The organism is Candidatus Brevundimonas phytovorans (assembly GCA_029203145.1).
GTDB lineage: Bacteria > Pseudomonadota > Alphaproteobacteria > Caulobacterales > Caulobacteraceae > Brevundimonas > Brevundimonas phytovorans.
Map to the genome: position 1 here is coordinate 950,567 of CP119309.1, position 25,043 is coordinate 975,609.

21 protein-coding genes are annotated in these 25,043 nt (G+C 66.9%); 11 read left to right on the plus strand and 10 right to left on the minus strand.

Going from position 1 to position 25,043, the window contains the following annotated elements; genetic code table 11:
- Positions 1–4: 4 nt before the first annotated feature.
- From P0Y52_04625 to ligA, 3 genes are all read right to left on the minus strand, one after another.
- A complete protein-coding gene (locus P0Y52_04625; protein WEK58822.1) occupies positions 5–427 on the minus strand; it encodes a DUF2147 domain-containing protein in 423 nt (140 codons plus the stop codon).
- A gap of 178 nt (positions 428–605) precedes the next feature.
- The gene (locus P0Y52_04630) at positions 606–1,220 is read right to left on the minus strand and encodes a 3'-5' exonuclease (protein ID WEK58823.1); all 615 of its coding nucleotides are present in this window, start codon (positions 1,218–1,220) and stop codon (positions 606–608) included.
- Between the two features lie 14 nt (positions 1,221–1,234).
- Positions 1,235–3,553, minus strand: coding sequence for an NAD-dependent DNA ligase LigA (gene ligA, locus P0Y52_04635; protein WEK58824.1), 2,319 nt, complete (start codon positions 3,551–3,553; stop codon positions 1,235–1,237).
- Between the two features lie 141 nt (positions 3,554–3,694).
- Here ligA and P0Y52_04640 point away from each other — a divergent pair, with 141 nt between their 5' ends.
- Positions 3,695–4,651 carry a M28 family peptidase gene (locus P0Y52_04640; GenBank protein WEK58825.1) on the plus strand — a complete coding sequence of 319 codons (957 nt, stop codon included), beginning with the start codon at positions 3,695–3,697 and terminating at the stop codon, positions 4,649–4,651.
- 11 nt (positions 4,652–4,662) lie between these two features.
- Positions 4,663–5,214 carry a hypothetical protein gene (locus P0Y52_04645; protein WEK58826.1) on the plus strand — a complete coding sequence of 184 codons (552 nt, stop codon included), beginning with the start codon at positions 4,663–4,665 and terminating at the stop codon, positions 5,212–5,214.
- 156 nt (positions 5,215–5,370) lie between these two features.
- Here the strand turns inward: P0Y52_04645 and P0Y52_04650 are convergent, their stop codons facing one another.
- Positions 5,371–5,835 (minus strand): peptidylprolyl isomerase, encoded by a 465-nt coding sequence (locus P0Y52_04650; protein ID WEK58827.1) that lies wholly within the window; start codon positions 5,833–5,835, stop codon positions 5,371–5,373.
- Positions 5,836–5,916: 81 nt separating this feature from the next.
- Between P0Y52_04650 and P0Y52_04655 the strand changes: the two genes are divergently transcribed.
- Positions 5,917–6,639: an RlmE family RNA methyltransferase gene (locus P0Y52_04655; protein ID WEK58828.1), complete on the plus strand. Its 723-nt coding sequence runs from the start codon at positions 5,917–5,919 to the stop codon at positions 6,637–6,639.
- A 67-nt stretch (positions 6,640–6,706) separates the two neighbouring features.
- Here the strand turns inward: P0Y52_04655 and P0Y52_04660 are convergent, their stop codons facing one another.
- Positions 6,707–7,258, minus strand: coding sequence for a DUF2061 domain-containing protein (locus tag P0Y52_04660; GenBank protein WEK58829.1), 552 nt, complete (start codon positions 7,256–7,258; stop codon positions 6,707–6,709).
- Positions 7,259–7,386: 128 nt separating this feature from the next.
- Between P0Y52_04660 and guaB the strand changes: the two genes are divergently transcribed.
- The 6 genes from guaB (at position 7,387) to P0Y52_04690 (ending at position 14,752) form a co-directional block, all read left to right on the plus strand.
- Positions 7,387–8,844, plus strand: coding sequence for an IMP dehydrogenase (guaB, locus tag P0Y52_04665; protein WEK58830.1), 1,458 nt, complete (start codon positions 7,387–7,389; stop codon positions 8,842–8,844).
- Between the two features lie 241 nt (positions 8,845–9,085).
- Entirely contained in the window at positions 9,086–9,478 is a 393-nt protein-coding gene (locus P0Y52_04670) for an MAPEG family protein (GenBank protein ID WEK58831.1), read from the plus strand.
- A gap of 12 nt (positions 9,479–9,490) precedes the next feature.
- Positions 9,491–10,918 (plus strand): RsmB/NOP family class I SAM-dependent RNA methyltransferase, encoded by a 1,428-nt coding sequence (locus tag P0Y52_04675; GenBank protein WEK58832.1) that lies wholly within the window; start codon positions 9,491–9,493, stop codon positions 10,916–10,918.
- A complete protein-coding gene (locus P0Y52_04680; GenBank protein WEK58833.1) occupies positions 10,915–11,649 on the plus strand; it encodes a 5'-methylthioadenosine/S-adenosylhomocysteine nucleosidase in 735 nt (244 codons plus the stop codon). The genes P0Y52_04675 and P0Y52_04680 overlap by 4 nt, the downstream gene beginning before the upstream one ends.
- The gene (gene guaA / locus P0Y52_04685) at positions 11,646–13,208 is read left to right on the plus strand and encodes a glutamine-hydrolyzing GMP synthase (GenBank protein ID WEK58834.1); all 1,563 of its coding nucleotides are present in this window, start codon (positions 11,646–11,648) and stop codon (positions 13,206–13,208) included. Before P0Y52_04680 ends, guaA begins: the two co-directional genes overlap by 4 nt.
- A gap of 290 nt (positions 13,209–13,498) precedes the next feature.
- Positions 13,499–14,752, plus strand: coding sequence for a tyrosine-type recombinase/integrase (locus tag P0Y52_04690; protein ID WEK58835.1), 1,254 nt, complete (start codon positions 13,499–13,501; stop codon positions 14,750–14,752).
- On the opposite strand, the gene P0Y52_04695 is transcribed toward P0Y52_04690, so the two are convergent.
- Positions 14,709–14,999 carry an AlpA family phage regulatory protein gene (locus tag P0Y52_04695; protein WEK58836.1) on the minus strand — a complete coding sequence of 97 codons (291 nt, stop codon included), beginning with the start codon at positions 14,997–14,999 and terminating at the stop codon, positions 14,709–14,711. The two genes, P0Y52_04690 and P0Y52_04695, sit on opposite strands and share 44 nt — an antisense overlap.
- 122 nt (positions 15,000–15,121) lie before the next feature.
- On the opposite strand from P0Y52_04695, the gene P0Y52_04700 reads away from it, so the two are divergent.
- Complete coding sequence (locus tag P0Y52_04700) at positions 15,122–16,114, plus strand: endonuclease/exonuclease/phosphatase family protein (GenBank protein ID WEK58837.1); 993 nt, start codon at positions 15,122–15,124, stop codon at positions 16,112–16,114.
- Between the two features lie 479 nt (positions 16,115–16,593).
- On the opposite strand, the gene P0Y52_04705 is transcribed toward P0Y52_04700, so the two are convergent.
- Together P0Y52_04705 and P0Y52_04710 are read right to left on the minus strand one after the other, a co-directional pair.
- Complete coding sequence (locus P0Y52_04705) at positions 16,594–16,833, minus strand: hypothetical protein (protein WEK58838.1); 240 nt, start codon at positions 16,831–16,833, stop codon at positions 16,594–16,596.
- Between the two features lie 6 nt (positions 16,834–16,839).
- The gene (locus P0Y52_04710) at positions 16,840–17,748 is read right to left on the minus strand and encodes a HEPN domain-containing protein (protein ID WEK58839.1); all 909 of its coding nucleotides are present in this window, start codon (positions 17,746–17,748) and stop codon (positions 16,840–16,842) included.
- Between the two features lie 436 nt (positions 17,749–18,184).
- On the opposite strand from P0Y52_04710, the gene P0Y52_04715 reads away from it, so the two are divergent.
- Positions 18,185–18,550 carry a hypothetical protein gene (locus P0Y52_04715; protein WEK58840.1) on the plus strand — a complete coding sequence of 122 codons (366 nt, stop codon included), beginning with the start codon at positions 18,185–18,187 and terminating at the stop codon, positions 18,548–18,550.
- A 284-nt stretch (positions 18,551–18,834) separates the two neighbouring features.
- Here the strand turns inward: P0Y52_04715 and P0Y52_04720 are convergent, their stop codons facing one another.
- Both P0Y52_04720 and P0Y52_04725 read right to left on the minus strand, forming a co-directional pair.
- On the minus strand, positions 18,835–22,248 hold the full coding sequence (locus P0Y52_04720) for a UvrD-helicase domain-containing protein (protein ID WEK58841.1): 3,414 nt from the start codon (positions 22,246–22,248) through the stop codon (positions 18,835–18,837).
- Entirely contained in the window at positions 22,245–24,899 is a 2,655-nt protein-coding gene (locus tag P0Y52_04725; GenBank protein WEK58842.1) for a PD-(D/E)XK nuclease family protein, read from the minus strand. The genes P0Y52_04720 and P0Y52_04725 overlap by 4 nt, the downstream gene beginning before the upstream one ends.
- Positions 24,900–25,043: the final 144 nt, after the last annotated feature.

Below are 25,043 nucleotides of genomic sequence, written 5' to 3' on the forward strand. Positions count from 1 at the left end.
CGAGTTACTGGATGCGGGTCCAGGTCTGGGTCTTGCACAGCGGGGCGACGATGCAGCCGCGCAGGCGCAAGGAATTGTCGCCGGTCATGGTGATGGTGCCGCGATAGGTGCCGCCGTCCGCGGGATTATAGACCGAGCCGCCCCGCCATTCGGTCGGGCCGCCCGTGAAGCCGCTGAGCATGGGCAGGCCGCGCAGGGTGCGGTTGCGCTGGGCCGCGTCCTTGTTGCGGGCGTCGCGTTGGTTCGGGTCGGCGCGGATATGATCCGAGGTGATCAGGGTGCCGCACAGGGCCTGACCGCAGCGGGCGATGCGGACCTGACCGCCGTTGGTCGGGGTCTGCCACAGACCGGTCGGGTCGCCGGCGAGAGCGGGCGAGGCCAAGGCTGCAGCGACGACGGCGGCGGCCGCCAGAACGGAGAACTTCATCGGGGCGTATTCCTTCACACGGATCGTTGCATCGATCCTTTGGGCGAAGGGTGATCCCGGTTTCGGTCCGAAACAAGGCCTGAATTATGAGCATCGCTCAATGATTACATGACCTTAGGTCAATATTGTTGAGCGGTGCCTGACTAAGGTGATGTATTTTCTGGCCTTCTGTCGTCGGTCAGGCCGTGCGTGGGCGGCGCGGGCGCGAGCCGGCGGAAGAGCAGGGGTTGTAGCCGCCGGCATACAGGCGGCCGAGGCTGATGCCGGTGGCGCTGGCCAGCGTGCTGGCGCAGGCGGCGTCGTGCAGGCGCAGGGTTTCCAGCGCCACCGAGGCGCAGGCGAAGGCGTCTTCGGCGGCGTCGTGGTGTTTGAACTGGATGCCCAGTTCGGCGCAGACGTTGTTCAGCTTGTGCGAGGCGAAGTCGGGCCAGGTGATCTGGGCCAGCTTGACGGTGCAGAGGTAGTCGAACTCGGGATAGGCGAGGCCGTAGTGGTCGCAGGTCCCGCGAATGACGCTGACGTCGAAGGCGGCGTTGTGGGCCAGCACGGTTCGGCCCTGCAGGCGCGGGGCGATGGCGGCCAGGACGGCGGGGAACTCCTCGGCGTCCTCGACCTTTTCCGGGCCGATGCCGTGGAAGGCGATGTTGAAGCTGGCGAAGCGCATCCCCGGCGGGCGGATGTAATGATGCTCGACGGATTCGATGACGCCGTCGTTGATCCAGGCGAGGCCGATGGAGCAGGGGCTGGCGCGCTGCTCGTTGGCGGTTTCGAAGTCGATGGCGACGGCTTGCATCAGGCGATCATCATTCAGGCAATGAGGGCCAGCCACTCGTCCTCGGTCAGGACGGCGACGCCGTGTTTCTCGGCGTCCTTCAGCTTGGACCCCGCGCCGGGACCGGCGACGACATAGTCGGTCTTCTTGGATACCGAGCCCGAGACCTTGGCGCCCAGGCTTTCGGCGCGGGCCTTGGCCTCGTCGCGGGTGAAGCGTTCCAGCGAGCCGGTGAAGACCACGGTCTTGCCCGCCACGGGGCTGTCGGTCACGGGGGCGGCCACGTCCTCGACCGCGTCCAATTCGGCCAGCAGGGCGTCCATGACGGCCTGATTGTGCGGCTCGTGGAAGAAGTGGGCCAGGGCCTCGGCGGCGACGGGACCGACGCCGGAGACGCTAGCGATCTGGTTCAGGATTTCGGACGGGCCTTCGGTGCGCGCCACGGCGGCCCAGCGGGTCAGGTCGGTCCAGTCACCGGAGATTTCCGCCAGCGAACGGCGGGCGGGGGCGGCCATACCGGGGAAGGCGAGGGCGATCTTCTGATCCATCGGCGCGGCGGGCCAGGGATCGTCGGCGGGCGGGCGGGCCTCGGCCATCAGGGTCAGGACGCGGGTGGAGATGGCGTGGGTTCCCGCCAGCGTCTTCCAGTCGTCGCTGGCCAGACCGTTCGAGGCGGCCATGCAGGCGTCGCGGAAGGCGGTCCAGCTGCCGAAGGCGCGCGACAGGACCAGAGAGGTCTGTTCGCCGATGTCGGGCACGCCGAGGCCGAAGATCAGGCGGTCGAGGCTGATGGTCCTGCGGGCGTTGATGCCGGCGATCAGGTTGCGGACGCTGGTCTCGCCATAGCCGTCTTCGTTGCGCAGCAGGGCCAGTTTTTCCTCGTCGCGGGCGAGGCGGAAGATGTCCGCCGGCTCCTTGATCCAGCCGCGCGCATGGAAGGCGATCAGCTGCTTTTCCCCAAGGCCTTCAATGTCGAAGGCGCGGCGGCTGACGAAATGCTTCAAGCGCTCGACGATCTGGGCGTCGCAGATCAGGCCGCCGGTGCAGCGGCGCTTGACCTCGTCGCCCTCGCGCACGGCCTCCGATCCGCAGACGGGGCAGACGTGGGGGAAGGCGAAGGGGACGGCGTCTGCGGGGCGCAGGTTTTCGACCACGCCGACGATCTGGGGGATGACGTCGCCGGCGCGTTGCAGGATGACGGTGTCGCCGATGCGCACGTCCTTGCGGGCGATCTCGTCCTCGTTGTGCAGGGTGGCGTTGCGGACCACCACGCCGCCGACGGTGACGGGGTGCAGGCGGGCGACGGGGGTCAGGGAGCCGGTGCGGCCGACCTGGATGTCGATGCCTTCCAGCACGGTCGTGGCCTGTTGCGCCGGGAATTTGTGGGCGATGGCCCATCGGGGGCTGCGGGCGATGAAGCCGAGGCGCTGCTGCCAGTCCAGACGGTCGACCTTATAGACCACGCCGTCGATGTCGTAGCCGAGGCGGGCGCGGTCGGTTTCCAGTCCGCGATAGACCTCGATCAGGCCTTCGGCCCCCTCGACGCGGGTCGAGCGGTCGTTGACCTGAAAGCCCCAGGCGCGGAAGGCCTCCAGCGCGCCGTGCTGGGTGTCGGCGAAGGGGGCGGAGGTCTCGCCCCAGGCGTAGGCGAAGAAGGTCAGGGGGCGCAGGGCCGTGATCTTCGGGTCCTTCTGACGCAGCGAACCGGCGGCGAAGTTGCGCGGGTTGGCGTAGGTGCGGCGGCCTTCGGCCTCGGCGGCGGCGTTGAAGGCGTCGAAGGCGTCGTTGGGGGCATAGACCTCGCCCCGGATCTCGATGACGTCGGGCCAGCCCGAGCCGGTCAGGGTCTGCGGGATGCTGGCCAGCGTGCGCAGGTTGGCGGTCACGTCCTCGCCGGTCTTGCCGTCGCCGCGCGTGGCGCCCTGGACCAGAACGCCCTTCTCATAGCGCAGGCTGGCGGACAGGCCGTCGATCTTGGGCTCGGCGACAAAGGCGATGGGTTCATCGCCCGGAAGTTTCAGGAAGCGGGCGATGCGGGCCACGAAGTCGCGCACCTCGCCCTCGTCGAAGGCGTTGTCCAGCGACAGCATGGGCACGCCGTGACGGACCTCGGCGAACTGGCTGGAGACGGGCGCGCCGACGCGCTGTGACGGTGAGACGGGGCTGGTCAGGGCGGGGAAGGCGGCCTCGATGGCCAGGGCGCGGCGCTTCAGGTCGTCATAGTCGGCGTCGGAAATCTCCGGCGCGGCGTCGGCGTAGTAGAGGGCGTCGTGGCGGGCCAGTTCGGCCGAGAGCTGCGCCAACTCCTCGCGGGCCTGGTCTTCGGTCAGGGTTTCGACGGGAGTTTCAAACATGGGAATCGCGCGGTCAGCCTTCATCAGTCGCGCTGTTTAGCATTGGCGGCGGCGGGATCGCAGCGTCCATGACAGAATCGTAATCTGACGCAGGGCGCGACGCCCGCTAGCGTCCCGCCGACTGATTTCCCGGAGCCCTCCATGCGTCCTGTTTTCGCCAGCCTGACCGCCATCGCCGCCGCCCTGACGCTGGCCGCCTGTGAGACCACGACGCCTGTCGCGACGCCAGCACAGCCCGTCACGACGGCGGACTACAGCCAGTTGATGAGCGACCTGCAAATCCTGTCGGCGGACGACATGCAGGGCCGCGACACGGGATCGGAAGGCGGGGCCAAGGCGCGCGACTACATCGTCGGTCGGTTGGAGGCCCTGGGCGTCCAGCCCTCGCCCATGGGACGTTTGCAGCCGTGGGAAATGCAGGGCCGCACGCGCGAAGGCCCCAAGACCTATCGTGGGACCAATATCCTGGGCGTCATTCCCGGCACGCGGGTGGGCGACAAATACATCGTCGTCACCGCTCACTACGACCATGTCGGCGTGCATGAGGGCCAGATCTACAACGGCGCCGACGACAACGCTTCGGGTGTCGCGACCATGCTGGAGCTGGCCAAGCGGCTGAAGGCAAGCCCGCCGGAACACACCGTCCTGATCGTCGCCCTGGACGGCGAGGAGCGGGGGCTGCTGGGCGCCAAGCATTTTGTCCAGGCGCCGCCGATGCCGCTGTCTTCGATCTCGATGAACATCAACTACGACATGACCGCCCGCGCAGAGACGGACGGCAAGCTGTGGGTCACGGGGACCTATCAACATCCATATTTCCGCCCCTTGCTGGAGCGGATCGCCGCGCGCGGCGGGGTGGCTCTGGCCTTCGGCAAGGACACGCCTGAAGACAAGGGCGAGGACAACTGGGTCGACTCGTCCGATCACGGCGCCTTCAACGCCGTGGGGCTGCCCTTCCTCTATTTCGGCGTGAACTATCACCCCGACTATCACCGCCCCAGCGACGACTATGAGCGGGTCAACCCGGCGGTTTTCCAGGCCTCCACCGAACTGGCCATCGAGAGCTTCCGGGCGCTGGACGCCTGGCTGGACCAGTGAGAACGGCTGCCGTGAGACGCGTCGCGCGTGTAACGATGGCGGGGCTGACCGGCCTTCTGGCGCTGGCGGCCTGCGAGCGGCCGGCGGGGGCGCCGGAACCAGCGACGGCGTCCAGGGCGGCGGCCTTTGTTCATGATCTGCCCGAGGATGTCTCCGGCTACTACATCCCCACCGAAGAGGTGCGGGTCGATAACTGGCGGCTGCAGCACGTCTTCATGGGGCAGGTCCCGGACTTCATCGCCTGGGAGGGCGGCGAGCGTCCGGCGGGCTTTGCGCCCGTCATGATCGAGTTCGAAGATATGGTCGGGCCGCCGTTGGAAAACGGGAACCGTCGTCGCCTGCGGCTGATCCCGGCGGCCTACAATGTGACCGAGGACCGCGTGCGGGTTCAGGCCCTGTCGGGAGGCCTGGGCGCGGTGTCATTCGATGGAAAGCTCGACCAGGGCGCGCTGGCGACGGCGCGGCGCAATCTGGGAGACAAGGGCGTGGTCCTGAAGGGGACGCTCAAGGTCGGAAACCGGACCTTCAACGGCGTGTCGATGCGGTGGTGGGCGGGGGACTGATCCGCTGATGCTCTTTCCTCCCTATCACGTAGTGATGGGGAGGTGGCGCGGCTGCGATAGCGGCCGTGACGGAGGGGGCGACTCGACGTTGACGTCTGCGCCGCCCCCTCCACCACATCGTGGTCCCCCTCCCCACAGAGTGGGGAGGAGCCAGGTTTAGGCGACGGTCGCCTTGACGATCTTGCCCGGAGCGCGGGGCGGCTCGCCCTTGGGCAGGGCGTCGACGTGTTCCATGCCTTCGATCACTTCACCCCAGACGGTGTACTGGCCGTCCAGGAAGCGGGCGTCGTCGAAGCAGATGAAGAACTGCGAGTTGGCGCTGTTGGGGTCCGAGGTGCGGGCCATCGAGCAGACGCCGCGAACGTGCGGCTCCTTCGAGAATTCAGCCTTCAGGTTCGGCTTCTTGGAGCCCGAGGTGCCGGTGCCGGTCGGGTCGCCGCCCTGGGCCATGAAGCCCGGGATGACGCGGTGGAAGACGACGCCGTCGTAGAAGCCTTCCGAGGCCAGTTCGGTGATGCGGGCGACGTGGCCGGGGGCCAGGTCGTCGCGCAGCTTGATCACGACGTTGCGCTCTTCGCCGTCGCCGGTGTCGAGGGTGAAGGTCAGGGTTTGGTCGGCCATTGAGGCTCTCCTTGCGTGGGTGTGGGCTAGAATTGTGCGCGGGTCATAGCGGCTGAACGCTGTCACGGCTATGTGGGAAGCATGACTGACGACGAAAAGCCCATCGAGAAGCCGCCGGAACGCCGCCGGATGGTTCGCCCGCCCACGGGCGGCACCGCCGCCGGGCGCGGCCTGGGCCAGAAGATGAAGACGGCCGACACCAAATCCATGTCGAGCCAGCAGTGGATCAAGCGCCAGCTTTCGGACAAGTGGTCCGAGCGCGCGCGGGCCGAGGGCTGGCGCAGCCGGGCGGCCTTCAAGCTGATTGAGATCGACGACCGCTTCCGCCTGATCAAGAAGGGCTCGCGCGTCATCGACCTGGGCGCGGCGCCTGGCGGCTGGGTGCAGGTGGCGCTGGATCGCGGGGCGGCGGCGGTGGCGGGCGTGGACCTGCTGATGATCGAGCCGATTCCCGGCGCGACCCTGATTCAGGCCGACTTCACTCATCCGGGCGTGGACCAGCAGTTGATCGACGCCATCGGCGGACGCCCCGATCTGGTGCTGTCGGACATGGCGCACAACACCGTGGGCCACCGCAAGACGGACCACCTGAAGATCATCGCCCTGATCGAGATCGCCGCCGACTTCGCCATTCGCACGCTGAAACCGGGCGGAAACTTCGTGTCCAAGAACTTCCAGGGCGGCGACGCCGGCGGGGTTCTGGCGCGGCTGCGCGACGAGTTCGAGACGGTGAAATACGTGAAGCCGGAATCGAGCCGCAAGGGCAGCGCCGAGGTGTTTCTGGTGGCGCTGAACAAGCGGTAGCTCTTCTTCTTTCGTCATCATCCGGCAAGCCGAGTAGCGGCGCAGACCGGGGGATGACGGAAAAGGATCAGGCAGTTGCGACTTCCGCCGCGCGACGGGCCTTCTTGGCCTCGATGCGGGTCCAGATGCGGTCGTGCAGGGTGAAGAAGACCGTCTGCACCAGGGGCTCGACCGTGCCGATGGCCAGGGCGATGCGCCAGTCGCGCGTCAGGGCGAAGGCGACCAGCACCGCCACCGTGAAGTGCATGACGCCATAGGTCACGGTCTTCATCGCCACCTGTTTCAGGCTGCGGGGCAGGGCGTGGCTGTGGCCCTGATGGCCGCCGTGGGCGCGATGCTGCTCCGCCAGGGTCATCAGCTCCAGACGGGCGGTGACGGCCTCAGCAGTTTCCTCGAGGCCGGACAGCATGCGGCGCTGCTCGATGCGGTGCCAGATCCGGTCGTGGATGGAATAGGCCAGGGTCTGGAAGATGGGCTCGACCACCCCGACCGCCAAAGCGATGCGCCAGTCGCGTGTCAGAGCGAAGGCGACCAGAATCGCCACTATCAGGTGCATGAGCCCGTAGCTCGCGACCTTGAGCGCGAGACGTCGGGCTGTCTGGATTAATGTGCGAACCATTCGCAATGCTTGGATCTGAAGGCGCCGGGGCGCAAGGCAATTCCTCTTATTCTTCCTATAGCCCGCGCTTGGGGTTGCGGTTCCCCGCCATGGGGCGTTATACGCGGCCCGCAAAACGGAGACTCCCTATGGAGATACGCGAAGGCCTTACCTTCGACGATGTTTTGCTCGAACCCGGCCCGTCCGAGATCATGCCTGCGATGGCGGATGTCTCGACCCAGCTGACGCGCAACATCAAACTGAACATCCCGCTGCTGTCGTCCGCCATGGACACAGTGACTGAAAGCCGTCTGGCCATCGCCATGGCCCAGGCCGGCGGTCTGGGCGTGCTTCACCGCAACATGACCATCGAGGAGCAGGCCGAACAGGTCCGCACCGTCAAACGCTATGAAAGCGGCATGGTCATCAACCCGGTGACGGTGTCGCCCGACACGACCCTGGGCGAGGTTCGCCAGATCGTCGCCGCCAAGAAGATTTCCGGCTTCCCGGTGGTCGATCCGGCAACGGGCAAGCTGGTCGGCATGCTGACCAACCGCGACATGCGTTTCGAGAGCGATCCGTCGATCAAGGCCTCGGCCCTGATGACCACAGGCGATCTGATCACCGTGCGCGAAGGCGCCGGTCGTGAAGAGGCGTGGAACCTGCTGCGCACCCGCAAGATCGAACGCGTCATCGTCGTCGACGAAGATTATCGCGCGGTCGGCCTGATCACGATGAAGGACATCGAGAAGGCCCACGCCTTCCCGAACGCCGCCAAGGACGAGCAGGGCCGTCTGCTGGTCGGCGCCGCCTCCACGGTTGGCGATTCCGGCTATGAGCGCGCCATGGCCCTGGCCGACGCGGGCTGCGACGTGGTGGTGATCGACACCGCCCACGGCCACTCGGCCTCGGTGGCTCAGGTGGTCGAGCGCATCAAGCGCGAGAACAACCGCCTGCAGATCATCGCCGGCAACGTGGCCACCTATGACGCCACCCGCGCCCTGATCGACGCGGGCGCAGACGCCGTGAAGGTCGGCATCGGTCCCGGCAGCATCTGCACCACCCGCATCGTCGCGGGCGTGGGCGTTCCGCAACTGACCGCCGTGATGGACGCCGCCCGCGCGGCCCGCGACAGCGGTTCGCCGGTCATCGCCGACGGCGGCATCAAGTACTCGGGCGATCTGGCCAAGGCCATCGCCGCGGGCGCTAGCGTCGCCATGATGGGCTCGATGTTCGCCGGCACCGACGAAAGCCCCGGCGAGGTCTTCCTGTACCAGGGCCGGTCCTACAAGTCGTATCGCGGCATGGGCTCGGTCGGGGCCATGGGCGCCGGTTCGGCGGATCGCTACTTCCAGAAAGAGGTCTCGACCGAGAAGCTGGTCCCCGAGGGCATCGAAGGCCAGACGGCCTACAAGGGCCCGATCGCGCCGGTGCTGCACCAGATGGTCGGGGGGCTGCGCGCCTCCATGGGCTATGTGGGCGCTGGTACGATCAAGGCGTTCCAGGAGCGCGCCCGTTTCGTGCGCATCACCAATGCGGGCCTGCGTGAAAGCCATGTCCACGACGTGATGATCACGCGCGAAGCGCCGAACTATCGTCAGGGCTGACGCCTTGATCCGCTCCCGGTCTTCGGATCGGGGGTGGGCTTGTTTTTGGGGAGGCTGGGCTTCCTCTTAACCGCTCATCCCGGCGAAGGCCGGGATCCAGATTGTAGGGCTCGTCGCCAAGGATTTTTGGAGCAAAAGCGCTTCAGCAAGCCGGTCGCCCCGTTTGTATCTGGATCCCGGCCTTCGCCGGGATGAGCGGCGTTGAGAGAGGATGCTCCAGTGAGCAAAGGAGGGGTAGGACGTGACGATTGAACTGACCTATCTGGCGGCGGTGCTTTTACTGGCCCTGGTGCAGATCTTCCTGCCGGCGGGCGCGCGGACCCTGGAGTTTGGCTCCAAGTGGAACGCCGGCGCGCGCGATCAGACGCCGGAATCGCATAACCCTGTCATCGGTCGCCTCGAAAGAGCCCAAGCCAACCTATACGAGACCCTGCCGCTCTTCATCGGCGCTGTCCTGATCGCCCACGTCACGGGGGCGGAAAGCGCTCTGACCCTGTGGGGCGCCGCCCTCTATTTCTGGGCGCGCGTCGCCTATATTCCGCTTTACGCCTTTGGCGTGCCCTACATCCGGTCGCTGGTCTGGCTGGTCTCGCTTGCGGGACTGTTCATGATCCTTGCGGCCCTTTTTAACTGATCCGAGACCCGATTGACCCCTGCAGCCCGCCTCGCCGCCGCCGCCTCCGTCCTCGACAGCATCGCCCACAGCCGCCAGCCGGCCGAGGTGGTGCTGAAGGCCTGGGGCGCCGCCAACCGCTATGCGGGGTCGGGGGACCGTCGCGCCATCGCCGACCGCGTCTACAAGGTCATCCGCGCCCGCGGCCGTCTGGTCTGGGCCATGGGCGGTCGTGAAGACGGTCGCGCCCTGGTCATCGGTTCGCTGTCGCTGATCGACGGCCTGCCGCTGGAAGAGATCGAAGCCCTGCACTCGGGCGACGGCTACGGCCCGCGTCCGCTGTCCAAGCAGGAGCGCAGCCGCATCACCGCCGAGCCGGGCGAACTGCCGGGCTGGGTCGCCGCCGGCCTGCCCGAGTTCGTGGTCGAGGACTTCAAGATCACCTTCGGCGACCGTTGGACCGAAGAAGCCCACGCCCTGATGGCGCCGCGCGCGCCCATCGACCTGCGGGTCAACAGCGCCAAGACCACGGTCGCGGCGGTCGAGGCGGAACTGCGCGCGGCCGGTCTGGCCCCGCAGCGCACGCCCTGGTCGGCCTGGGGTCTGCGTCTGGCGGCGGAGCCCGCGCCGGATGTTCAGGCGATGGACATCTTCAAGCAGGGCCATATCGAAATTCAGGACGAAGGCAGTCAGGTCGCCTGCTGGCTGGCGGGGGTTGAGCCCGGCATGACGGTCGTCGACTATTGCGCCGGCGGCGGCGGCAAGACCCTGGGTCTGGCCATGCAGGGCCAGCCGGTCGTGACCAAGGCGCCCAAGGCTCAGGCTGACGCTGCCCCGGTCGCCGTCTGGTCGCCGGTCGGCGGGGATGACGCTGCGCCCCAGCCTAAAGCCAAGGCCAAGCCGGTCGAGATCACCAGCACCATCCGCCTGTTCGCCTATGACGTGGTGCAAAAGCGTCTGGACAACATCCGTCCGCGCCTGGCCCGCGCCAGCGTCAACGCCGACCTGCGCCTGCTGGGCCAGAACGGGGGCGGGGTCGAGGACCTGGTCCGCCAGGCCGACGTGGTTCTGGTCGATGCGCCGTGCAGTGGTTCCGGCGCCTGGCGTCGTCGCCCCGAAGACGCCTGGCGTCTGAAGCCGTCCGAGATCGAGCGTATGCACGCCCTGCAGGTTCAGATTCTGGACCGCGCTTCGGCGCTGGTGAAGCCGGGCGGTCGTCTGGTCTTCATCACCTGCTCCATGCTGCGCGGCGAGAACGAAGCTTCGGCCGACGCCTTTGAGGAAAACCACCCCGAGTTCGCCCCCGTGCCGATCGCCGAGGCCCTGAACAGCCCGGCCCTGACGGATGCGGCGCGCGAGCGTCTGGGCGCGATAGCCGAGGGCGGTCATCGCCTGCGCCTGTCGCCCGCCTCGACCGGCACCGACGGCTTCTTCGTCGCCGTCTATGAGCGGACGGCGTGAGCGAGGGGCGTTCCGAAGACATCTATGGCCTGACGGTCCTGCCCGTCATGGCGGCGCCGGCTGAGTACGGCGCCGCCCTTCAGGCGCGTATCACGCCGCTGATGACCGGCATCGGCCCGGTCGAGGCGGCCATCGCCCTGACGGCGGCGCTGACGCGGCTGGAAGCCGAGGACGTGCTGCCGGACCTGATCGTGTCGCTAGGCTCGTGCGGGTCGCGCGATCTGGACCATGCGGCGGTCTACCAGGCCTCGTCCGTATCCTATCGCGACATGGACGCCAGTCCGCTGGGCTTCGAGAAGGGCAGGACGCCTCTGCTCGACCTGCCCGCCGTCCTGCCTCTGCCTTGCCCCATCCCCGGCGTGCCGACCGCGACCCTGTCGACCGGCGCCAATGTCGTTTCGGGCGCCGCCTATGACGCCATCGACGCCGAGATGGTGGACATGGAGACCTTCGCCCTGCTGCGCGTCGCCCAGACCTTCGGCGTGCCTCTGATCGCCCTGCGCGGGGTCAGCGACGGCAAGAGCGAGCTGACGAAGCTTGAGGACTGGACCTCCACCCTGCATCACGTCGACGCCAACCTGGCCGCCGCCTGGGACCGTCTGACCGAGGTGCTGACGACGCAAGGGTTGGCCGCCTTGGCCGATGTCCCGGCTTCGCGACTTGATCCCGACGTCTTCACCCGTCAAGAACCCGCCCCATCAACGCCCGCTTCGGATTCTGAGCCCTCATGACCGCGCCACACACCCACGAAGCCGTCCTGATCGTCGATTTCGGCAGTCAGGTGACGCAGCTGATCGCGCGCCGTCTGCGCGAAGCCGGCGTCTATTGCGAGATCCACCCGTTCAACAAGGCGGGCGAGGCGCTGAGGGCGGTGTCGCCCAAGGCCATCATCCTGTCGGGCGGCCCCAACTCCACCACCGACGCCGACAGCCCCAAGGCTGACCACGCTCTGTTCGACGCCGGCGTGCCGGTGCTGGGCATCTGCTATGGCGAACAGACTATCTGCGCCGAGCTGGGCGGCAAGGTCGAGAGCGGTCACCATCGCGAGTTCGGGCGCGCCGAGATCGTCATCACGCGTGAAAGCCCGCTGTTCGCCGGCATCGGCGGCGTCGATCACCGCGAGACCGTGTGGATGAGCCACGGCGACCGCGTCACCGCCATCCCTGAAGGCTTCCACGTCATCGCCACCTCGGAAGGCGCGCCCTATGCCGCCATCGCCAACGAGGAGCGCAAGATCTACGGCGTGCAGTTCCACCCGGAGGTGATGCACACCCCGCGCGGCGCCGTGCTGTTGAAGAACTTCACCCACGGCATCGCCGGCCTGACCGGCGACTGGACCATGGCCGCCTATCGCGACGAGCAGATCGCCAAGATCCGCGAGCAGGTCGGCGACGCCAAGGTGGTCTGCGGCCTGTCGGGCGGGGTGGACTCGTCCGTCGCCGCCGTCCTGATCCACGAAGCCATCGGCGATCAGCTGACCTGCGTGTTTGTGGACACCGGCCTGCTGCGCAAGGACGAGGCCAAGCAGGTCACGGAACTGTTCCGCGAGCACTACAACATTCCGCTGGTGCACGTTGATGCGTCGAAGGAATTCCTCGGTGAGCTGGCCGGGATTTCGGACCCGGAAACCAAGCGCAAGACCATCGGACGCGTCTTCATCGAGATCTTCGACCGGGAGGCCGCCAAGATCCAAGGCGCCGAATTCCTGGCTCAGGGCACCCTCTATCCCGACGTGATCGAGAGCGTCTCGGCTACGGGCGGCCCCTCGGCGGTGATCAAGAGTCACCACAACGTCGGCGGCCTGCCGGACTTCATGAAGTTGAAGCTGGTCGAGCCGCTGCGCGAACTGTTCAAGGACGAGGTCCGCGCCCTGGGCCGCGAACTGGGTCTGACCGACGCCTTCGTCGGCCGTCACCCCTTCCCGGGGCCGGGCCTGGCTATCCGTATTCCGGGCGAGATCACGCCGGAAGCGGTCGCGACGCTTCAGGATGCCGACGCCATCTATCTGGACGAAATCCGCAAGGCCGGTCTCTACGACGACATCTGGCAGGCCTTCGCCGTCCTGCTGCCGGTCAAGACGGTCGGCGTCATGGGCGACGCCCGGACCTATGAAAAGGTCCTGGCCCTGCGCGCCGTCAGCTCGACCGACGGCATGACCGCCGACTTCTACCAGTTCCCCTGGGACATCCTAGCCAAGACCGCCACGCGCATCATCAACGAGGTGCGAGGCGTCAACCGCGTCGTCTATGACGTGACGTCGAAGCCCCCCGGCACGATCGAGTGGGAATAATTCAGGCCTTTTGGTAGCTTTCGGCGTCGCTTCCGAAACCACTTGTAAGTCACTGACGCAAAAGTGAATTCTGACGAGACCCTTCGAAGCCTTTCGGAGGGTCTCGCTTTTGTGATGACGGCATTTCTGACGGTCTCGCGGCCGTTGCCTCCGCCGCCTCTGCTCCATACCGTCACGTCAGTGGCGAGGCTGCTGACGGTATTTTTCTCAATCAAACCGCTGATTTTAAAGAGAAAAACCCCGTCAAATTTGCCCATTTTCGCCTGACGGTATTTGTGGAGGGAATTGGCATGCTGACGGACGCTGCGCTCAAGAATTTACGCGTAAAATCAAAAGCTTGTAAGTATACCGACAGGGACGGCCTATACGTCTATGTCTCGCCTGGCGGGGCGATGACTTTTCGATACGACTACCGGTTCAACGGGCGGCGGGAGACGCTGACGCTCGGACGCTATGGGAAGGCCGGGCTTAGCCTCGCGCAGGCGCGTGAGAAGTTGATTGAGGCGAAGCGTTCGATCGCTGAGGGGGTGTCTCCCGCGCTCGAAAAGCAGCGCGCCAAGAGACGGCTAAGGGAGGCCCGGGATTTCGCTCATGTGGCGCAGAAGTGGATGGACGACGCGCCCATGGCGGACAGCACGCGCAACATGCGGCGGTCCATCTTCAACCGGGAGGTTCTGCCGCAATGGCGCAACCGGCTTCTGACTGAGATCACGCCGGACGATCTACGGGCCCATTGCAAGTCCATCGTGGACCGGGGCGCGCCGGCCACGGCTATCCATGTCCGGGACATCGTCAAGCAGATCTATGCCTGGGCCATCCTCCATGGCGAGAAGATCGATAACCCGGCCGACGGCGTGGCGCCGGCGGCCATCGCACGCTTTCGGCCCCGCGATAGGTCGCTGTCGCCGTCCGAGATCCGGATTATGCTCGGGCTACTGGAGGAGGTGGCTACCCTGCCGACGATCCGCCTGGGCCTGAAATTCATCCTGCTGAGCATGGTCCGCAAGAGCGAGCTACAGGACGGGACATGGGATGAGGTGGACTTCGACAACGCGGTCTGGTCCATCCCTAAGGAACGGATGAAGCGGTCGCGCCCCCACAACGTCTATCTGTCGACCCAGATGCTGGACATCCTGATCGCCTTGAAGACCTGTTCCGGGAATTCCCGCTACATCCTGCCGTCGCGCTACGACGCCGATGCGCCCATGTCGCGGGCGACCTTCAACCGGGTGACCATGGCCATCGCCGAGCGCGCCCGCGACCAGGAACTGCCGCTCGAGCCTTTTACCGTCCACGACCTGCGCCGGACGGCCTCGACCCTGCTGCACGAGATGGGCTTCAACTCGGACTGGATCGAGAAGTGTCTCGCTCATGAGGAGCGGTCATCGCGGGGCGTCTACAACAAGGCGGAGTTCGAGGCGCAGCGGCGGCATATGGCCCAGGAATGGTCGAATGCCGTCGACGCCTGGGAGGCAGGCCGGTCATGGACCCCCGCGCTCTCTATCCCTGAAACGGAAGGACCCCGTTTCGATCCGCGTCTCTGACGGGACGGGAGATGCGTTTGCGGACGTCCGGCGGCGTCGCCGGGCGGATCGGCCGACGTCGGCGCGACGCCAGCCAGGCTTCGACCTCCGCCAGATCCCAGACGACGCATCGCGGGGTCAGGAGGAAGCGTTTCGGAAACTCGCCCCGCTGTTCCATCTCCCAGATGGTGCTGTCCGCCAGGGGGACCATCTGAAGCAGCTGCGCCTTTCTGATCGACCGCGTCAGCGGAGGGTCGGACCGGTTCATCGTCGCTCTCCTTAAAAGCCTATGGGAATCGAAGGCGAAAGCTGAAGGAGCGGCCAGCCGTCAGCCTTGCGCCCGCCAGGTTGCGGGTCGACGCATGCGCACAGTGCTGCGAAGCGAAGGGCGTGGGGCTGTCCTGTTGCGGCTGCGCGCGATCACGGCTCGGGCGATCTGGTCCAAGCTTTGCGTCGGCTGCGGTCGCGCTTAGGAGTGCGCGTATGAAGATTCAGATATCACTCGCCCTGACCGCCGCCGTACTCCTGTCGGCCTGCGCCGGGATGCCGTCGCCTCAGCCCAAAGGGGCGCTTAAGGTGGCGACCTGGAATATCGAACATCTGGCGGAGAGAGACGGGGAGGGATGCCGACCCCGCACAGAGGCGGACTACGCCCTTCTGCGCCGTCATGCCGATGCCCTGAACGCCGATGTGATCGCCTTCCAAGAGGTCCAGAGCGAGGCCGCCGCGCGCAGGGTCTTCGATCCGGCAAAGTATGACATCGTCTTTTCGTCGCGTCCGGCCAGCGGGACGGGCGGCGGATGCCGCGGCAAGCCGGGTCTCAACATCCAGAACCAGTCGGTGGGCTTCGCCGTCCGCAAGGGCGTGGCGTGGCGCCGGAACGAGGACCTCTCGGCGCTTGCGCTCGGTAATCCCAATCTGCGCTGGGGCGTGGACATTACGGTCGGCCGCGACAATCCGCTTCGTCTCTTGGCCGTCCACCTCAAGTCGGGCTGCAACTCTGGGCGCGCGGCCTCCGATCCCGATTGTCCTATCCTGTTTGATCAAGCGCCTGTTCTGGAGGGCTGGATCGACAGCCGTGCGCGGGCCGGAGAGGCGTTTGTCGTACTCGGCGACTGGAACCGACGGATCGCCAGCCGCAACGACGCCTTCTTCGCTGAAATCAATGATGGCGACCCTGACGCGGCGGCGCTTGTCCAGGCCGCCGGCGGCCGGCCGGCCGAATGCAAGGCCCGCTATCGCGATTTCATCGACCATATCGTCGCCGGGCGTGAGGCGGCCGCCCGGATCGAGCCGGATTCCTTTGAGGAGTACACCTACGACGCGCTTGAAGCCGACCACCCGTCGGACCATTGCCCCGTTTCGGTGAGAATCCGGGGCTGACCTGCAGACGCCGCCGATCTCGCCGATAGCAGCGCCTGTGGCGCCGCAGATCTAAGGGCTCCGCCCTCGCGCGTGCCAGGATGCGCGGCTGCGCCGCCAGACCGGCCGGTCTCCCCGACCTTCCGCGCCGACACGGGTTCATAGCCTTCAGGGATTGAGGCTTGTGCAGGTCGGGCGATCCCCCTCCGGCCGTTCCGTCCTGGCCCTTGCTACCCCGGTCTCGCCGACGCGCAGGGTTTCAGGCGCGCCTCTCGCGTGCCTGCAACCCTTGCCCAGAAGAGGCAGACAGGAAGGCTCTGGTGGAAGACAGAGGGTGGCTGCCGCCCGTATTCAGGACAGCGCCTGCGGTCGATGTCGAACGTCGGAGGCGGAAGGAAGAGAGGTCGGACGCATCTGACGACGCCTCTTGCTTCGCCGCGAATAGAAAGCGAGCCGTTAGAAAAATCGTCCGCGCGCCCGTCCGCGAGGTCGGGTTTTTTTTAGTTGTCGTTCGCGGCGTTGGGCCGAAGCATGAACGTCGCCACGGCGACCGCTACAAGGGCGACCCCGGTAAGACTGAGCGACAAGGCGAAGGCATTTGGGGCGATATTGGACAGGCCGCAGCCGACGCCTAGCAGGCCTGTCATAACACCAGCAGAGAAGAGGACAGCGGGGCGTAGATTGGAGCGCGAACGAACGTAGCGGCTCAGACGAGCGATGGTCCTGTCGAGCGAGGCCATGCCCATCTATTCGGCTAGACGCCGGAGTTCCTCGATCCGGACCTCGCAGGCCTCGCGCACAACATCGCGCAGTACCTCGATCCGTTCGATGATGAAGGCCAGTTCTTCGTCGGTGATGCGGTAGTGGCGTGAGTAGCGCGCCTTCACATAGGCGGCGCGGAGGAGTTCGAAGCAGCGCTTCTGGAACTTGGTGTCGTGGGGCCAGACGTCTCGGAGGCGGGGCTCCAGCGGCTCCGTCATGTTGCGGAGGCGGATGAGGTTGTGGCTCTTAGGGGAGTAGAAGGTCAGGACCTGCAAGAGGCCTTGGTAGATTGTCTCGGCGACGCGATGCAGTTCGAATGCGGCCTCGCTATTGAAGCCTTTGGACACCGCAAACTCGGCCAGTTCTTTCCGGCGGGACGCGTCCTCCTGCCATTCCTCGAAATACTCGATCGCCTCTTCCAGCGCCGTCGACGGGGGCAGGGGCTGCGGCTCGGAAAAGGCGACGCCGGGGGTATCATTGAGGACAACGCCATCACGGGCGATGTCGATGAAAAAGCCGCGGCCGTGCTCCAGCTTCCAGTTCACGTCGTCCAGGCTATGGACGATCAGGCTGACGGGGGTGCGCATGGCGCCCGCCGACAGTTCGGCCAGAAGGCGCTTCTCCACGTCCTCCCAGAACTCAAAGTCGGTCAGGTCTTCGTGGTCGACGACGACGAGAAGGTCGAAATCCGAGAAGTAGCGCCCAACCGGATCGTGGACCCAGTCGCCGCGCGCATAGCTGCCGAACAGGATGATCTTGAGGATGCGGCCGTTCTTCAGCCGGTCGGCCCGGCGCGTGGAAACGGCCTTGGCGAAGCCGTCCTGAATGATCTCGACGGCGGCGTCGAGTTCACGCTGTTTCGCGAGCGGCAATTTCCTCAGCGGACGTTTCATGCCCCGAGTCTCCGAAATGCGAAGCCGACAAGCAAGAGTCGAAACAACCCGATCAGCGTATACCTAGGCTGTCGCGTCCATAATCGCTACGCTAGCCGATGCGGGCGCCGGTTCCATAGGGCGTCGTCTGTTCGCCGTAGGGCCGGTTCGCCGGAGAATCGTCGCGGTGCCGCCTGAAAGTTCCGGGCCTCCACGCAGAGGTTCCAACGCCCGTACCTTTACCCTTTCCAATTGGCCACACCTGACTCATAGCGGCGGTTCGGACTGACGGCTTTTGGTGCCGGTCTCCCCGACGATCGCGTTCTCCCGCACCGACGACCAGGACAAGGCGATCAGGTCGTTCTTGCGTATCCGTGACGGCGAGCGCCTCCAGACCGCAGGCTGCCGCTTGTGTGAACAGCTCATAACACCCGCTAGAACTGCGAAGGAAGGAAAAATGGGAAGCGCACTGGAGCTCGGCATACAGCATGGTCAGACTTCCTTTTGCGGGGCGGGGCGACTCCCGTTGGAGAAGGTCGATGCCCGGATCGATGGCGCGCGGCGAAGTTACGGATGGACCTCGCGAAGCGGCGCGGCACTACTCCTGATTGCGGGGGAGTATACGATGGCGGACACGCAGGTCCTGTTGTTCGACGAGCGATTTCTGGATCGCCATGCTGGCGCGATCATCACCGACGCTGAGATCGCGATCGTCGAGTTGGTCGCAAACGCCTGGGATGCCTGGGCGAGGCGCGTCGATATCCATTGGGCTGAGAAGGGTGATGATAAGGTCCCCACCATCAGGACGACGGCAAGGGTTTGACTGAAGCGAAGTTTCTGCGCCGGTGGGGTGCCATCGACTACAACAAGCTCGCAGAGTAGGGGCCGATTCCCGAGCCGACCGCCGACCTCGCGGATCAGTCGCCCCGTAAGCCCTAAGGTCGTAACGGGCGTGGGCGGCACGCGGCTTTCCGGTTCGGAGACCCCCCTATCGCCCCCAAGCCCAACTCGTCGCGGGTTCCACGCTCCTGGAAGAGCGCTATGATGCGTTGGGCGCGCTGGCGCTCGGCTTCATCGAAATCGATCCATCCAAGAGATGACATGGGTTCATCCGACCCCATGCTCAGAATGGGACGATGGCGGGTTCGTCGGTTGGACCGGAATGACGTTGCCGGACGTCATCAGCACAATCAGGCCGCGTTCGGCGCCGGTCATGTCAAGATAGGCACGAACCTGCGCCCGATAGTGATCGAGTGTTCCGGGCGCCGGCGTCACATCGCTTTTCCAATCCACGACGACGGCGGCCTGGCCTGCGTCGGTCAGGGTCAGGGCGTCCGCGATCCCGGCCGTCGCCGTCTCCGTCCCGTCGGCCTGATGCACGGCATAGACAGGAAACTCGGCCTGGAGCTTCGGCAGCAGGGCTGCGATGTCGGGCAGCGCCAGGGTCCGGGCGACGCAGCCCGCCAGCTCTTCGCTCGACAGGCCCGTCGCCGGATCGGCGACCGGGGTTCGTCCCAGGGCGCGGATCAGCGCGCCGGCGCGTTCGGCAAGGGTCGCCACTGTCTGCTCGGTTTCGCCGGTCAACACTTCTTCCATGAGTTTGTGCAGGATCAGGCCCCGTTCACGGCCGCCCTGGACCAAGGCGGCGGCGTCCAGCTCGGGAGACGGGTCGTCGGCCGTCCCGGCCCAGATCGCCGTCTCTTCTTCCCTAAGGATGGCTCCGGCGGCGTTTTCGTCGCGGCTGGGCGCAAGCCAGGTCAGCTGCGTCTGTCCGGCGGCGATGGTTTCGGCTTCCGCGGCGAAGCTCGCGCGCGTCTGGCCATTGACCGCTCCGGCGCCGGCGGTCGTGATCCCGGCAGGCAGATGCGCGACATCCAGGCCGGGAAGGTCGGCAAGCGAGAGATCGACCAGACCGATCCAGGCCGATTTCGATGGCGTCGTATCGAGCCGCGGCAGAACGAGAAGTTCGCGGGCCCGCGTGGCGGCGACATACCAAAGCCGGATGCGTTCGCGATCCAGTTCGTCCTTTTCCTCCTGGCGCGCGGTCTCGTAGCCGTCGGGCGCGACGCCCAGGACCGGGCAATAAAAGGTGTCTGTCTGGCGGTCGATGACGGCGCTATCCGGCGCCATGACGCCGGTCATGGTGTTGATGGGGATGACGATCGGCCATTCCAGCCCCTTGGCCGCGTGCATGGTGAAGAGCGCGACGGCTTCTTCCTGGGCGTCAGGCCGGCCTTCGACCGCGCGGGCTTCGTCGGACCAGGCCGCCGCCATCGCTTCGGCGAAGGCGCGCAGGCCGCGCACGGCGTAGCCGCTCGACAGGCTGAGATAGAGATCGACATTGGCCAGCGCGCGCTCGGCCTGACCACGATGGCGATCAAGGAGGATCGGGCGAACCCGCATGACGTCCACGGCCTGCGAGAGCAGCGCGTGCGGGGTCGTGCTGTTGCCGCGCCGGAAAAGCGATTGCAGCCGCTCGATAACCTCGCGCACGAGCGGATGGTCGATGACCGCCGGGTCGACGCCGAGGTCGAGACGCGGGATTCGAGCGGGTTCGTCCTCGGCGCGCGGAAGCCCCCAGACGACGTCCAGCAATTCTTCCTCAGTGAGGCCGACCAGAGGTCCGCGCAGCAGAGCGCCGAGCGCCAGGGTATCGCGGCGATCGGCGAGGACGCGGGTCAGCGCGATCAGGTCCTGGATCTCCTGACGCCGGAACAGGCCCTTGCCGGCCTGGGTCGCCACGGGAATGCCCCGGCGCTCCAGGGCCTCTTCATAGCGCCACAGCTCCGCACCGGTCGGCGCCAGCAGGGCGATGTCGCCCGGCTGGCAGGGCCGTTCGGTCCCGCTGCGCCGGTCGATGACGGGCTGGCTGTCGATCAGCCGCGCGCACAGCTCGGCGATGGCGTCAGCCTCGGCGTCGCGCTGCTGCTCGGCGCTCGCCTTGCCGTTCTCGTCCGCGACGGCGATGTCGATGGCCGCCACGCACAGACCGCCTCGGTCTTCATGGAACGGGTCCAGAGCGGTGAAGCCCGGCTGTCCATCGGCCGATAGCACGGCCTCGAAGCGCTCATTGACGAAGGTGAGGATCGAGGCGCAGGAGCGGAAATTGGTGGAGATCGACAGGAGGCTGTCGGGGTGCTGGGCGCGAAAGGCGTCGCGGGCCTGCACATAGGCGCCGACGTCGGCGCCGCGGAAGCGATAGATCGCCTGCTTGGGGTCGCCGACCAGGAAGAGCGCCCCCGGCCGGATGTGGAACTGGGTCCATTGGTCATCGCCGTCGACCGGCTCGCCGCACAGACGCCAGAAAATCTCGGTCTGCAGCGGGTCGGTGTCCTGGAACTCATCGACGAGGACGTGGGCGAAGCGCCGCCCGAGCGCGCGGCGAACGTCGTCATGGTCGCGCAGCAGATCGCGCGCGGCGAAAATCAGATCGTCGAAATCGAGTTGAGCGCTGGCGCGCTTGTGGGCGCGGTAGCGGTCCAGGATCGGACGCGCTTCCTCAATCAGAGCCGCGAGGGTCCGGCTCGCCGCGGCCTGGAGAAGCAGGGTCCAGGCGTCGCAGCAGGCCGTGTAGTGGGCGTCGGCGGCGTCGTTCAGCCGCTCGCCATCGGCCTTGGAGAGACCGGCCTGCTTCGCCGCGGCCGCCCATTTGCCCTTCTTGCGGTAGGACGCGAAGGCGCCGGCCTTGGTACAAAGGTCCGGATGAGGCCGCGAGGTGAGGAGCCCGACGAGACCGGCCGGTGTCGCCAGATCAGGTCCGCTGGCCAAGGCGGTCGCCATTTCGATGAGCCGGTCGACGATCACTACGGTTTCAGGTTCGGTCGCCGCTGCCGCATCCATGAAGCCCGCGAAATCCGCCGTCGCCTGTCTGAACGCCGTCAGGTGGCCGTCGAGCGGGGAGACAGGCGGCGCGGCGAGCGTGCGACGGCGGCGCAGATTCTCGGCGATCTTGTGGACCAGCGCCACGGTTTCGCCGGGGCTGTGCAGCACCATCTCGGCGAGGATGCCGCCCTGGTTGCCGGACAGGCGCTCGCGCAGCCAATCGTCGACCATTTCGAGGAAGGTGAGATCGGCCTGGTTGCGATCCATGACGCCGGCGCCGGGATCGATGTCGGCCTCCGCCGGATAGGGTTTGATCAGGCGCTGGCAGAAGCCGTGAATGGTCGAACAGGTGATTTCGTCGATCGCGGCGCTGGCGGCGGCGAGATTGTCGCGATGGGTCTGGGTGAGGCCGTCGGGCAGCGCGATGCGCAGTTCGGTCGCGATCTTGCCGGTCGAGAGGTCGGCGACGAATTCACGGACACGGGACAGCAGTTCGCTGGCCGCAAGTTCGGTGAAGGTGACAGCGGCGATGGCGCGCGGCGAGACACCTTCGGCCAGCATGGCGGCGATGCGTCCTGCCATGACGGCAGTCTTGCCCGATCCCGCCCCGGCCTCCACCAGGATCGACCGGTCGTGGACGCTGATCGCGGCGCGGCGCGCGCCGTCGTCCTTCAGCCCTGTGGACACGCTGCTCATCATTCCGCCTCCCAGATCCGAGCGACTTCGCCCAGCCGCTCGGTCGCGGCGGGGAGTTTGCGTTTGCAATAGGTGGCGCCGGCGTTGGCCGGCAGGGCGAAGGCGAGATCGTCATAGTCGCCGCCGGTATCGGGGCCAGGCAGGGCCGCGCCGCCGGCGAGGCTGGTTCTGGCCGCCCGGAGATAGCCCGTGATCTCGGTAAGCACCGCCTCGGGATCGTCGAGTTGGAGATCGACCGGCTCACGCGGGTAGAGCAGCGAAGCGCTGATGGTGACGTCGTCGCCGAGGAGCGCCTTCACCGCGAAGGCATAGAGGCAGCGCTGCAGCTCGCGTCCGCCGTTCAGGCGAATGTCGCCGCGTGGCGGCCGGCCGGTCTTGTAATCGCGAACGAGCGCACGCTTGCCGTCGCCCGAAATATCGAGCCGATCGATATAGCCGGCGATGTTGAAGCCGGTGTCGGGAATCGTGACCGGCGCGTTCGTGTCCCACGGCGCGGCCGCGTCCGACTTTGGCTGCGAGCCGCCGAACGGCACCTCGCCGAAAGCGCGGGCGCCGGGCAGGATTTCGTCGCCGTAGGCTAGGGCGCGGCCGGCCATCAGGCGTGCGTCGTCGAGGATGCGGCCCCAGATGACGGCCGGCGGAACCGGACGCACGCTCTCCCAATCGGCGGCGACGGCTTGTGCGGCCCGGGCGACCGCCGTTTCGATGGTCTCCCTGTCGGCGGCGGCGAGCCCGCCGCCGGTTTCGAGATCGCGCAGGGCGCTGTCGAGAACCATGTGGACGAGATCGCCGATCCCGAGCGCATCGAGCACCAGCGGTTCGGCGCTACTCTGCGGCTCGCGCCATCCGAAGGCATAGATCCACACGAAGCTGAGCGGATTGCGCAGCAGGCGGCGCAGCGAGCTGGCCGACTGGGTGCGATCGAGGATGGCGAGCACAAGGGGATGGTCGGCGCGCACCAACCCGTCATGGGGCGTGATCTCGGTCTGTCGCCAGTCACGCCAGCAGCCCTGCGCGCCGATCGCTTGCGGATCGACGGCGAAGTCCTGCGGCCGGGCCATGAGACGGTCGGTTTCGCTGAAGGCGTGGGCGGGCGTCGCGTTGCGGCGCAGGTAGGTTTCATCGCCATGCCCGGCGAGCAGCGGACTGCGTCCGAGCAGGCGTCCGTCGGCATCGCGCCGGGCGCGTGACAGAACGACCGCGCCGGCGGTCGTGGCGAGGATCGTCTCGAAGTCGCGGCGGTCAGCGAGATTGACCGGCAGCGGATCGAGCACCGGGGTCGGGATGATATGGTCCGGGATCAGCCGGTCTTCGGCGATCCCGCGCGGCCAGCGCGAGGAGTTGAGGCCCAGGAGCCGCACGAAGCGGCGCGGCGACGCCGCAAGCGCGCTGGCCGGCATCCAGGCGACGCAGACGCAGGCTTCCAGACCGTCGTCCTGCTTCAAGGTTTCCAGCGTCGCGTCGATCGAGGCGGCAGGCCCGGCGAGCAGCGCCTTGCGCCAGATCGCGAGCGCCCGGCCCTTGAGGAAGGCGTCGCCGATCTCGGCGGCGGCGGAGGGGCCTTGGGTCAGAAGCTCGACGCCTGCGCGCAGCGCCGGGGCGTGATCGGCACCATCGGGCCAGTCTTCGGGCGTCAGGCGGGCGAGCAGACGGTTCCAGGCGCCCGATGTCGAAAGCGGGGCGTCTGTCGGCAGGACGCGCAGCCAGCCTTCGGGGAGGGTTTCGAAAGGTCCGCTGTCCCGGCACAGCGTGGCCAAGCGGCGCAGCCGCGACTGCGACAGGCCGCGTACGACGATGTCGGCCAGCGCGGCGGCGGCCTGGCCTTCGCGCGTGGCGACGGTCCGGACGCCGTGAACGAAGTGCAAGTCGATATTGGCGTCGGCGCGCAGAGCCAGGAAGTGATCGTCATAGTCCGCGGGCGAAGCGGTCGCGAGGGCGATTTCCGAGGGCGATACCCCTGCGGCCAGGAGGCTTCGCACCCAGCGCATCGCCTCGATGGCCTCGTGATAGGCCGTCGCCGCGCTCATGGCGCTGACTTCGGGCGTTTGCGCCGGCGCGCGCGACACGGCGACGTCCATGCCCTTTAGCCATGCAGGCGCGTTCCTTGGGCCGGCGGTCCATTGCACGGGAATATGGGCGGTGAGCGCCTGAAGCAGCGAGCGCCAGCAGGGCGAGAGTTCGGTCAGGCCGATGATTTCCATCGGACCGAGCACCGCCGGCGCATGCGCGAGGCGGACGGTTGCGGCGGCGACGATGTCCAGGGGGCGCATCATGCCGGCCGGAAGCTGATCGAGGACGGCGGCTTCGAGGCGCGCGATTGCGCCGAGACGAGGATGATCGGCGGCGCGCGCGGCAAGGTCGATGCCGGCGCGCCAGGCTTTATGCAGGGTGTCAGCCGCTGCATCGATCATGCCTGGCAGGGCCTTGATGCTGTCCAGCTCGGCCATCGGCGTCACAGGCAGGGCGGCCTGGATGGCCGCGCGCAGACTCTCGTCGTCGATCGGACGGACGAAACCGCCGGCCAGCCGCACCGCGGCCTGCTCGAACGACATGATCTGGAGACCGTGACGGCCGTCACGCCCTGCCGCCAGGCGGCCTTCCCGTATGGCGAGGCGGCCGTGAACGACCAGGGTGGATCGATAGGCGATGGTCATGGCCGCTCTCCTTCCGGGCGTCTCTCGACGTTGGGGCGCCGCGTCAGCGGCGGCGAACGCCGCCTGCCAGCCGGTGTGCTGTCCCGAGTGCTGCCGTACATGCTCCCTCCCGCCTGCATCCGATCGTCCATTGACGAAAGCCCC